Below are 11,377 nucleotides of genomic sequence, written 5' to 3' on the forward strand. Positions count from 1 at the left end.
CACGACCAATCGCCGCACTGTTCTGCGCATCCAACCCGAGCTCACTCAGAAGGTCTTCACGTTCCTGAGTCGTAGTCATCGGACCTCACCTCCTCATTTCGAATCCACGTCCGGATCGCTCGTACAGGTCTGGGCCGCTGGCGAATGGGTGCTCCTGCAGTTCGCAGGCACAGCGCACCCACCGCTCCACACCTCCGCAGACACTCCTTCTCACCGAGGAGAGCAACGGCAGGCGTGCGAACACACCGGTTTCACCGGCGCCTCCCTCGGTGATCTCACAGAAAGGGGACGAGATCAGCTGCAATGACCGAAAATTGCGCGCTGATGCGCTGTTCCCTCCCACAGGCACGTCCTGGCGCGGCGACAGCGTTTCGATTCTTCGTCCGCCAGTTCCGAATACCGGCCAATTAACCTGTGATACTCCGGAATTTTACTGTGACGAGAACCGCCCCGGAAGGGTTAACCGCTAACTCGGCCAGCTGCACCGCTCGCACTGAATCACCTACCGCCCACGAAACTCCTCAGCGGATGTCGAACCGGTCCAGGTTCATGACCTTGTCCCACGCGGCCACGAATCGGCGCACGAAGTCCTCCTGCTCGGCCGCGTAGTGCTCGGCCAGCGCGCGCAGCTCGGAGTGCGAGCCGAAGACGAGGTCGACCCGGCTCGCGGTCCACCGAGGTTCACCGGTCGCGCGATCGCGCCCCTCGAAGGAGTTGGGAAATGCGCGCTTCGGCGACATGGCCACCCATTCGGTGCGCATGTCGAGGAGGTTGACGAAGAAGTCGTTGGTCAGCCTCCCGGGCGTCTCGGTGAGCACGCCGAGCCGAGTCCGCCCGCGATTGGCGTTCAGCACGCGCAGTCCTCCGACGAGCGCGGTCATCTCCGGAGCGCTCAGCGTCAGCTGGTTCGCCCGGTCGACCAGCAGGTACTCGGCGGGCAACCGGGCGCCCGCTCCGAGGTGGTTGCGAAACCCGTCCGCGCGCGGTTCGAGCGCGGCGAACGACTCCACGTCGGTCCACTCCTGGGTGGCATCCGTGCGTCCCGGGGTGAACGGCACCCGAACGTCGTGGCCGGCCAGCACCGCGGCGCGCTCCACCGCGGCGCAGCCGCCGAGCACGATCAGGTCGGCCAGTGACACCCGTTTTCCGCCGTCCTGATCGGCGTTGAAGCGCTCTTGGACGCGTTCCAGCTCGGCGATCACGGGCGCGGTCAGGTCGGGGTCGTTGGCGTCCCAGTCGCACTGGGGCTGGAGCCGGATGCGGGCACCGTTGGCGCCGCCGCGCTTGTCGCTGTCGCGGTAGGTCGACGCCGCGGCCCAGGCCGTGAACACCAGCTGTGACACCGTCAAGCCGGAGGTGAGGAGGCGTTGTTTGAGATCGGCGATGTCGGCGTCGTCGATCAGCTCGTGGTCGAGTTCGGGGACCGGGTCCTGCCAGATCATCCGCTCGTCGGGCACCAGCGGGCCGAGGTAGCGCTGGATCGGGCCCATGTCGATGTGGGTGAGCTTGAACCACGCGTGTGCGAAGGCATCGGCCAGTTCGTCCGGGCGTGCCAGGAAACGGCGGGCGATCCGCTCGTAGGCGGGATCTTCCTGCAGGGCGAGATCGGTGGTGAGCATCGTCGGGGTGTGGGACTTGAACGGGTCGTGCGCGTCGGGGACCGTGCCATGCCCTTGGCCTTCGCGCGGAACCCACTGCCACAGCCCGGCGGGGCTGAGCTCCACGTCCCACTCGTAGGCGAACAGGGTTTCCAGGAACCCGTTGTCCCACTGCGTCGGATTCGGCGTCCAGATCCCCTCCAGGCCGCTGGAGATCGCATCGGCGCCCTTGCCGCTGCCGTGGGCGTTCCGCCAACCCAGGCCCTGTTCCTCCAGCGACGCGCTCTCAGGATCAGCACCGAGGCTGCGGGTGACGTCGGCGGCGCCGTGAGTCTTGCCGAAGGTGTGGCCACCGACGATGAGCGCGACGGTCTCCTCGTCGTTCATCCCCATGCGCCCGAACGTGGCCCGGATGTCGCGGGCCGAGGTGATCGGATCGGGCAACGTCGCCGGGCCCTGCGGGTCGACGTAGATCAGGCCCATCTCGTCGGCGGCGAGGGGCTCTTCCAAGTCGCGCACCCCCGTGTGCCGCTCGTCGCCGAGCCAGGTGCGTTCCGGCCCCCAGTAGACGTCGGCGTCCGGCTCCCACACGTCGATTCGACCGCCGCCGAAGCCCAGAGTGCGAAAACCCATCGACTCCAGCGCCCGGTTGCCGGCGAACACCATCAGATCCGCCCACGAGATGCTGCGGCCGTACTTCTGCTTGACCGGCCACAGCAGTCTGCGCGCCTTGTCCAGGTTGCGGTTGTCCGGCCAGCTGTTGGTCGGCGCGAACCGCTGCATCCCCGAAGCCGCTCCACCCCGGCCGTCGCCGACTCGGTAGGTCCCGGCGCAATGCCACGCCATCCGCAGCACCAGCGGACCGTAATGCCCGAAATCAGCCGGCCACCACTCCTGCGACTTCGTCAGCACCCGATCCACATCCCGCGCCAGCACGTCGAGATCGAGCTCGGCGAACTCGGCGGCGTAGTCGAAATCCGGGCCCAACGGGTTGGCCGCAGGGTGGTGCTTGGCCAAGATCTCCAGGTTCAGCCGGTGGGGCCACCAGTCACGGCTGTCCCCACCCGCGGCCGGGTGGTTCCGACTGCGCACCGCCTCCCGTTGCACGCTCTGGTCGTAGTTCCTGATGATCGCCACGGCATCCGGATTCTCCGGCACGGAAGCTCCTCCCGATGTCTTCCGGCGCCCTCAGATGCCCAGTGCCCGGCGCACCGCAGGAGCGTTGCGCCGGGACACCGACACCATCGTGTTCGCCTCGTTGTCCATCACCAGGGCCAATTCACCCTTGAAACCGCGCTCGACCTCCCGGATGCGGCTGAGGTTCACCACGAACTGGCGGTGCACCCGGAGGAAACCGCTTCCGCCCAGCTCCCTTTCGAGCTTGTCGAGCGCAGGCCAGGTCGCCCGCAAGCGGCCCTGGTCGGTCGACAGCCACACGTCGTTGCCCTCCGACTTGGCGAAGGCGATCTCCGGCAGTCGCAGCAGCACCATCCGGTTCTCCCGCATCGCCACGATCCGGGACGCCTCGCCCTGGTCGTGTGAACCACCGCCGCCTTCCATCCGCGGCAGCTGCTCACCCTCGTGAACCCCGAACGAGATCAGGTTGCCGACCAGGTGACCGGACAGGAAGACGGGCCGGAAGGTGATCGGCGTCGGCTCATCGGCGAGGTGGGTGTAGATCTGCGTCGAGCCGACCCAAGCGGGATTGCACGAGGCCTGCTTGGCGGCATAGCGGGAGGCGCGGATCAGACCCGGCAGCCCCCGGGGTTCCCACCTCATCGCGGGATCAGGTGCCGGCGTCGAGCTCGGGACGCCGAGCAGCACGCTCGCCGCATCGTCGGCGATCACCACACGACCTGCGGGATCCACGGCGGCCAGCCCCAGTTTCGACCGCGACCTGGTGTGGTTGTAGGCCGCGACCAGCTCGGCGCCGGCGTCCCGAGCGCGCCGTCGCAGCATGAACTGCGTCCTGCTGGCGGCGTTGCTCAGCCACGCACCCACGGGAGCGGGCAGCTCGCTGCGCCAGCAGGAGATGTTGAGCACCGCGACCGGTTCCTTGGTCACCACGTCCCGCACGGCCACACCCGCGCAGGTCCAGTCGTGGAACGCCTCGCACCAGTGCTCGGCGCCCCGGATCACCACCGGCGCGTGCGTCTCCAGCGCCGTGCCCATGCCGTTGGTGCCGGTGGCACCCTCCGACCAGCAGAACCACGGCGCCAGGTTGGCTTTGGCGGCGAAGGAGCGCGTGGCCTTGTCTCCCCATTCGGCCAGGACCCGGCCACTGGCATCGGCAACGGTCACGACGCCACCGATCTTGCTCACGTCGTCCACCACGGAGGCTGCGCGGAAGCCCAGTTCGGCGAACACGACGCCGTGCTCGAGCGAGTGGTCGACATCCGTCGCGGCCTCCGGCGCTTCGGTCAGGTGCGGGTCGACGCGGTACTGATCCCGGCAGCGGTGCCAGGACAGCGCCACCTCGGGCCGCACACCTCGGATGTCGTCCTCGCCCTGCACGAAGCGCTCCCACGCCCCGTACACCGTCGCCTTGCCCGCGTTGCGGGTCGGCGACTCGAGCCGGTGAATGTCTGCCATGTAAGACCGCCTTTGGTCTCCTACCAATCCGGAACGAATGCCGGCATGGGAAACGCTCATGTCGTTGTGCGCACGGGCCTCGAATCGCTGCCCAGTTTCGAACACGGACCGCTGGCCCACTCGGACGTGCCACGAGAACTGAGCGCGAACGCCAAATCCGCGGCATTCCGCGCTTCAGTTTTCATGACATCGTGGCGAAAGCTACGTGGTCTCGGATTTGCTGTGCAAGGAGCGCGCGACGACCGCTGGCGAACGGCGCACGAACGGCGACCACGCGACAACCAGCGGTGGTCTGAGTCACCCCGCGTCGCCGGTGGGCGGCGAGACCGCCGACCGGGATCGGCCTGAGCCGCCAACACCCCGCGGCGGTCTCCGGACCGAGCGCTGCTGGTCAGCGACGAGACATCCATGCTGATCACCCGTTGACCGCCCGCGCCGAGAAGCAGAGAGCAAGGTCGGAAACACCGATCTCCGACGCCCCTCCGGAGGGGGACGTGACCTCGGAGACGAGTGCGGACTTCGCTCTGGTGACGCCGAGAACCGCGCCCCGAAACCGCCGATGCGAATTTCAGGGAATCGGCTTCCAGGACGAATACTGATCATGGCGCACAGGACAGGTAAGAGCAGACTTGTCCATCCTGCGACGCGGTTCCCGAGCACCGAATCAGAACTCGCCAACAACCAAGGCCCTTCGCTGAACCGACTTCCGGAATAACCGCCGGTTCGCAACGCCGCCCTACAAGCCCGCCGTCGACCGGCACACGTCTCGGTCACCACGACCACCTAGATCAATCTGCGGGCCGCACGTTCGAGGTTGAACGAGATGCCCGGTCGCTTCGAGCACCGACATCCACAGGTCGCCGTCCGGATCGACCTGGTTGCGATGGCTGGTGATCAACGGCATCGGCACGTGCACGAAGCGCCGTCGCCAGCGCACGACGGCCGTTTCGGTGCGACCGGCCATGGCCGCGTGCACCGCTGCATGGGCCAAGCGCAGGCAGTAGACGCTGTCATAAGCGTTCGCGGTGACGCTGCGGATGGCGTAGCTCGGATCGATGTAGCGGATGGTGGGAGCGAGGCCGACTTCGGTCAGGTGAGCGGCGATGCTCTCCCGGAGCAGCGCCCCGATGTCCCCCAGCTTGGCGTTGCCGGAGGCATCGGTCGCGTCGTCGAGCAGTCCGCGCTCGGCGAGCAGGTCCTGGCCCGCGCCCTCGGCTGCGACGATCACCACGAAGCCCTTGGCGCGCACGTGCTGCTCGACGCGGGCCAGCAGGCCGTCCGGCCCTTCGAGGACGAAGGGCACTTCCGGGATGAGGACGATGTCCGCCGCGTTGCGGGCCAGCGAGGCGTAGCAGGCGATGAACCCGGAATGCCGGCCCATCAGCTTCACGATGCCGATCCCGTCCGGGCTGGCCGCGGCCTCGACGGAGACCGAGGAGATGAAGTTGGCGGCCTGCGCGAACGCGCTCTGGAACCCGAAGGACTGGTCGGTGTAGGGCAGGTCGTTGTCGATCGTCTTGGGGACCCCGATGACCGCGATGTCCAGACCGCGCGCCCGGATCGCCGCGGCCAGGCGCGTCGCGGCGCGCATTCCCCCGTCACCACCGATGACGAAGAGAACGTTGATGCCTCGCAGGACGAGGCTGTCGACCATTTCGTCGGCGTCCTGCGCGCCACGTGAACTGCCCAGGATGGTGCCGCCCGCGTTGTGGATGTCGCGAACCCGGTCGGGCGTGAGCTCGATGGTGTCGTTGCAGCGTTCGGCGGTCATTCCCCGGAATCCGTTGCGAAAGCCCAGGATGCGCTTGACCGCGTAGTGCACGGTGAGTTCTTGGACAAGGCCCCGGATCACGTCGTTGAGGCCCGGGCACAGCCCACCGGCGGTGACGATGCCCGCCGTGACGCGAGCCGGGTCGAAGTAGATCTTGCGGCGCGGTCCGGCGGCTTCGAAGCTCGGAAGCCGGGTGGGCGGGAGGTTGTGCTCGGCGAGCATGGACACGGTGTCTTCGAGCAGAACCCGGTCGCCTTCCGCGACGTAGTGCGGAGAGGTCTGCTTGGCGGCGAGTATCTCGGAGAACGGTGAGTCGTAGTGACACTCACCGAGGTGGCGAACGCGCAGGTCGTCCAGGTGCAATGTCACCGGATCTCCTCAAACGTGATGGCCGTGATGGCCGGCGGGATGAGTGCTGTGGACGGTCAGACCGCCCACGAGGCCGCCGTCCACAGGACGCGGCCGGCCCACTGCGGTGCGTGGGATCAGCTGGGAACGCTGATCGTCCCCGCAATGGACCCGAAGGTGGTGTGCGCTACGCGGCGCACCTGACCCCTGGAGATCAGGAGGGACTCCGCGAGGACCGCGCCGTCGGATTCCCGGGGCCGGCTCAGCAGTGATCCATTGGTGACGCCGGTCGCGGCGAAGAAGGCATCGCCGCTGGCGAGTTCGTCGCAGGTGTAGATGCGGTCGAGGTCCATGCCGGCCGCGCGGATCGCGTCGGCCTCCTCAGCGCGTTGGGGAGCGAGGCGACCGAGCATGTCACCTCCTAGCCCGCGGACCGCTGCGGCGGTCATCACGCCTTCGGGCGTGCCCCCGACCCCGAGGAGGAGGTCGGCGTCGCCGGTCGGCAGGAGCACCTCCAGGCTTCCCCCGACGTCGCCTTCGGCGGGGGTGTGCACCGCGGCGCCCGCACGGAGCACCCGCGCGATCAGGTCCTGATGCCGCGGCTTGTCCATGATGACCACGCGCAGCTCCCCCACCTTCTTCCCGAGGGCGCTCGCGACGTTGGCCAGTGTGCGCTCGGGGGAGTCGGCGAGGTCGACGACGCCCTTCGCCCGCGGCGGGACCACGATCTTGTCCATGTAGAACCCCGGACCGGGAGACCACAAGGTCCCGGACTCGGCGAAGGCGATGGTGGCCATCGCACCCGGGAGGTTCTTCGCGCAGAACGACGTGCCCTCGAGCGGGTCCACTGCGATGTCGAAGTCCGGTCCGAGACCGTTGCCCACGGATTCACCGTTGTACAACATCGGGGCCTCGTCCTTCTCCCCTTCCCCGATGACGACCGTCCCCCGCCCCGGTGCGTCGGCCAACACCGCGCGCATGGCCTCGGTGGCCACGCCGTCGGCGGCCTTCTTGTCCTGCCTGCCGACCCAGGCCTGGCTGGCCAACGCGGCCTGGTGCGTGGCCGCCAGTGCGACCGATTCCAGCGTGTGGATATCGGTGCGAGTTCGCGGTGCGAGCTCAGTTCGGCGCTGCATCTCGGGCTCCTCGAATTGTCTGTTGCCTCAATTGCGGCAGAGGGATCACGGAGTTGACGAGCCCTGCGATCAGCACAGGATGGCCCGCACACGCCCACGCGCGATGTCGAATCGAATCGGTGAATTCCTCGCGGTTCCCCGAGTGCTGCTCACTCAAGGTTCGCGTGGAGGCGCCACAAGTCGCGGGCCTGAATTCCGCTGGTTCGCCACAACGCGTGGAACAGGGCGTCGGTGAGCAGCAGAACGGACTGCTCGAACAGGCTCCCCGCGTACTGGTCGGAGGATTTCCCGTCGAAATCCTGCTTGTCCGCGGCTGGGATCACCAGCACCTCGGTCGCGGCCTTGGCCAACGCGGAGTCGGCGGCGGTGGTCAGCGCCACCACGTTCGCACCTTGCTTGCGCGCGGTCTCGGCGGCCCGCACCACGCGGGACGTGGAGCCGGACCCCGATGCCGCCACCAAGACGTCGCCCGAACCGATCGCAGGGGCTGTCGTCGCGCCCACGACGTGCGCGGACAGCCCGAGGTGCATGAAGCGCATCGCCGCCATCTGCAGGGCGAGTCCGCTCCGCCCGGTGCCGACGGTGAACACCGCCGGCGCCTTGAGCAACATCGCTCCGGCCCGTGCCCAGGCCGCCGGTTGGATGCCCTTGCAGACCCGGTCCACCTCGGTGCTGATGGCCAACGTCGCGTAGTTGAAGAGGGGAGGGTTCAGCTTCTCGCCCACGTTCTGATCAGCAGTGCCCGTGTCCGTCATTTGCGACACTCTCCACTCGTCGGTCGGATCTTCTCATCAGCTCAGCGCGGCCACTGATCCGTGGCCGCACAGGGCAGAGGTCAATTGCTGGACGTTCGCCGAGAAGATCGGCTGTGCGAGCCGATCCTTCTTCGGGCCCGCGGCTTTTCACCGCAGCACGAATGAATTCTGGTTCAAGAGACTGCACGGATCTGTACGTCTACGTCAACGTCGCAGTCACGAACAGGTACCCGGGTCGTACGAACGGTTTTGAAACCTGCTCAAACGGAACTGAGGAAAATCCCTCCGCGAACACGATTCCCAACCGCGAGAACGCGATGCCGACCCACCACCGGAGCGCACGCCACCGACGGCGCTTCCCCGGACGTGGAAAGCGGCGGCCCCGGGCCGGCTTGAGGGGATGCCCGGCCCGGAGTCGCCGCCGTCTTGTACCGCACCTCAGCCACGGCCCGGGTGCGGATGGGATGCGCTTCCCGCGGTCCTACCGCTGGTCGCGCGGGTGCGGCCTCGGGATGAGCTCGCCGACCGGGGCGACCTCGTTCTCGTTGACCGCGCGGATGGCCTCGTCGACGAGCCCGCGATCCGGCGAGAGGTGGCAGATCGGGTCGGTGCGCGAGGCGTCACCGGTCATCTGGAAGGCCTGGCAACGGCACCCGCCGAAGTCCTCGTCCCGGCGCACGCAGCTGCGGCACAACTCCGGCATCCAATCGACACCGCGGAAAGCGTTGAACAGCGGCGATTCCCGCCAGATCCAGGCCAGCGAGTGCTCGCGCACGCTCGCGCGCGGCAGCGGTAGCGACTGCGCGGTCGGGCACGGCAGCGCGTCCCCGTTCGGCGCGACGGTGAGCTGCCGCTGCGCCCAACCGCCCATGCACGCCTTGGGGTACTTGCTGTAGTAGTCCGGCAGCACGTGGATGATCTCCATGCGCTGCAGGCGTTCACGCTGTTCGCGCACGATCCGCTCGGATCGTTCGAGCTGCGCGCGGCTGGGCAGCAGGGCATCCCGATTGCGCCAGGCCCAGCCGTAGTACTGGGTGTTGGCCAGCTCGACCCGGTCCGCGTCGAGCTGCTCCGCCAGTTCGAGGATCTCGCCGATCCGATCGATGTTCTGGCGGTGCAGCACCACGTTCAACGTCAGCGGCCAGCCCAGTTCCTTGACCATCCGCGCTGCCTCGGCCTTGCGCGCGAACGACGCCGTGCCGGCGATGCGGTCGGAACTGGCCGGTTCATCGGCCTGCACGCTGATCTGCACGTGGTCCAACCCGGCCGCGCGGAGGTCTTCGGCGCGACGGCGCGACAGACCGAGAGCGCTGGTGATCAGGTTCGTGTACATCCCGAGATCGCTGCCGAACCGCACGATCTCGACGATGTCGCGACGCTGCAGCGGTTCACCGCCGGACAGGTGCAACTGCAGCACGCCCAACGCGCGCGCCTCGCCGATCACCCGCTCCCAGTCCTCCGTGGACAGCTCGTCGCGGTAGTCGGCGAGGTTGAGCGGGTTCGAGCAGTACGCGCAATGCAGCGGGCACGCGTAGGTCAGCTCCGCCAGCAGGCCGAACGGGCTGGGCATCGTGCTCGCGGTATCAGTGCCGGTCATCATCGATCTCCACGCATCGCTTGGCGGCGAGGTGACCGAGGAATTCCCGCACCTCACCGGGATTGGCCCCGGCGAAACGATCCTGCAGCTCAGAGACGATTCCGCTGACGTCCCGCCGTCCGTCGCAGAGCTGCAGGATCGCCGCGCCGGTCGGATTCAGCACCCGCACGGACTCGGGGCCCAGCAGCACGAGCTGCCCGCGCACCTCGTCGAAGGTCAGCCGCAGAGCAGCCGCCAAGCGCGGGCGCGCCGAGTCCGGCAACCGGGCCGGTTCAGCCGGGGTGGGCTTGGTCGATGTCATCGAGCATGCTCCAGAGGACGTCGCACGTGAAGGACGGGGCAGCGACCGCGCGCTCGCGCTGATCGGCTGAGCGACACCGCTCGGTCACCAGCTGCAGCCGCGTGCTCGGAGTCGCGCAGGCCTGCTCCAGCCGGTTGCGGGCAGACCCTCGCTGTCGGCTCAGGTGCAGTACCGCTCGAACGCGGCGATCCGCTCACTCTTCAGGTTGGTGTTGTTCAGATGCACGAAGATCTTTCGCTCCGCGGGCAGGTCGGCGAGCTGTTCCGAGCTTCCGCCGGGGCCGCGATCTCCTGCGATCCGGTCAGGAACGCAGACTGCGGTCCCGACAACTGCAGGAGCGCCGTGGACACCGGATGCCCGGTGTCCACGGTCATGCTCGGACCCGCCCATCGGCGGGCGGGCTCACTCCTCGACCTGGGCGACGTACATCGTCACCTCAGCCGCACACCCGATTTCCTCGAACCGGGGCGATTCCCACTGCGGGGTTCCGGACTCCATTGACCACACCTCCTTTCGAGACTCGACGGCAAGGTTCTGGCTGACCCCCGGGTGGTTCACCACGGCCAGCGCCCAGGCTGAACCGGCAACGCCCGGAGACGCTGCCGAAAGCCGCAGCACTCCCGCGAGGCCGATCTGCTGCTTCCCAACAATCGGGGCCGTGCGAGAAGAGCTGTGCTGACACGTCTCTGCAGGAGTTCAGAAGTTGAAGCGTCTCGTGCGCTCTTCAACGGATGCAGAATCGGCCGCTCAACCGGAATCGCAGTCCGGCCACCCGGACATTTCGCGGTTAGCGCCGGAAGCATCATACGTTGGCGTCCACCCGGATCGCAACATCATTCTTCGCACTCCATCAATTGGCCATTTGGGAGTTTCTCCCGACCGTTTGTGCCGCAATGGCGTCCGTTCGTTCCGCACTGGTTGACTAGACGTACAGATCCGTGCAGTGTCACAGGCCGTTGCCCGCTCTGGCTCCGAGAAGAATGCGGAACCGAGGAAGGGTGGCTCCCGAAGGAATCAACGAACGGTACCCGTCGAGCGACGTTGTGATCTGCTAACCATTCCGTCGGAATCCGAGAACAGGAAGCCGACTCCGGCCGGTTTCGATGCTCGCCGCGTTGTGGATCTCGACGCAGGTCATCCGTGCCCCATTACCGGAATCCACCGATCATCACCGATGAGGAGAATGCCGTGAAGCTGCAGGTAGCACTGGACGTCGCCACCCTCGAAGACGCGCTGACCCTGGCCCGCCAGACCGCCGAGCACGTGGACATCCTCGAAC

8 protein-coding genes are annotated in these 11,377 nt (G+C 67.5%); all 8 read right to left on the minus strand.

Features of this window, described 5'->3' with window-relative positions; all coding sequences use genetic code 11:
* Window positions 1-521 precede the first annotated feature (521 nt).
* Window positions 522-2,705: a catalase/peroxidase HPI gene (gene katG, locus AB0J78_RS33245; RefSeq protein WP_363796026.1), complete on the minus strand. Its 2,184-nt coding sequence runs from the start codon at window positions 2,703-2,705 to the stop codon at window positions 522-524.
* Window positions 2,706-2,786: 81 nt separating this feature from the next.
* Window positions 2,787-4,190, minus strand: coding sequence for a LytTR family transcriptional regulator DNA-binding domain-containing protein (locus tag AB0J78_RS33250; protein WP_363796014.1), 1,404 nt, complete (start codon window positions 4,188-4,190; stop codon window positions 2,787-2,789).
* A gap of 736 nt (window positions 4,191-4,926) precedes the next feature.
* A complete protein-coding gene (locus AB0J78_RS33255; RefSeq protein ID WP_363796016.1) occupies window positions 4,927-6,330 on the minus strand; it encodes an ATP-dependent 6-phosphofructokinase in 1,404 nt (467 codons plus the stop codon).
* 116 nt (window positions 6,331-6,446) lie between these two features.
* Window positions 6,447-7,445, minus strand: coding sequence for a class II fructose-bisphosphatase (gene glpX, locus AB0J78_RS33260; protein WP_363796018.1), 999 nt, complete (start codon window positions 7,443-7,445; stop codon window positions 6,447-6,449).
* A gap of 149 nt (window positions 7,446-7,594) precedes the next feature.
* Window positions 7,595-8,200, minus strand: a complete 606-nt coding sequence (hxlB, locus tag AB0J78_RS33265) for a 6-phospho-3-hexuloisomerase (RefSeq protein WP_363796020.1) — start codon at window positions 8,198-8,200, stop codon at window positions 7,595-7,597.
* A gap of 481 nt (window positions 8,201-8,681) precedes the next feature.
* A complete protein-coding gene (gene pqqE / locus AB0J78_RS33270) occupies window positions 8,682-9,770 on the minus strand; it encodes a pyrroloquinoline quinone biosynthesis protein PqqE (protein WP_363796028.1) in 1,089 nt (362 codons plus the stop codon).
* 13 nt (window positions 9,771-9,783) lie between these two features.
* Window positions 9,784-10,098, minus strand: a complete 315-nt coding sequence (gene pqqD, locus AB0J78_RS33275) for a pyrroloquinoline quinone biosynthesis peptide chaperone PqqD (RefSeq protein WP_363796022.1) — start codon at window positions 10,096-10,098, stop codon at window positions 9,784-9,786.
* A 402-nt stretch (window positions 10,099-10,500) separates the two neighbouring features.
* A complete protein-coding gene (pqqA, locus tag AB0J78_RS33280; RefSeq protein ID WP_363796024.1) occupies window positions 10,501-10,596 on the minus strand; it encodes a pyrroloquinoline quinone precursor peptide PqqA in 96 nt (31 codons plus the stop codon).
* Window positions 10,597-11,377: the final 781 nt, after the last annotated feature.

Source organism: Saccharopolyspora sp. NPDC049426 (genome assembly GCF_040676935.1).
Classification (GTDB): domain Bacteria; phylum Actinomycetota; class Actinomycetes; order Mycobacteriales; family Pseudonocardiaceae; genus Saccharopolyspora.

Coding starts and splice junctions, on each gene's coding strand:
- AB0J78_RS33250 (WP_363796014.1), bottom strand. CDS start 4,190: ATGGCAGACATTCACCGGCTCGAGTCGCCGACCCGCAACGCGGGCAAG.
- glpX (WP_363796018.1), bottom strand. CDS start 7,445: ATGCAGCGCCGAACTGAGCTCGCACCGCGAACTCGCACCGATATCCAC.
- hxlB (WP_363796020.1), bottom strand. CDS start 8,200: ATGACGGACACGGGCACTGCTGATCAGAACGTGGGCGAGAAGCTGAAC.
- pqqE (WP_363796028.1), bottom strand. CDS start 9,770: ATGCCCAGCCCGTTCGGCCTGCTGGCGGAGCTGACCTACGCGTGCCCG.
- pqqD (WP_363796022.1), bottom strand. CDS start 10,098: ATGACATCGACCAAGCCCACCCCGGCTGAACCGGCCCGGTTGCCGGAC.
- pqqA (WP_363796024.1), bottom strand. CDS start 10,596: ATGGAGTCCGGAACCCCGCAGTGGGAATCGCCCCGGTTCGAGGAAATC.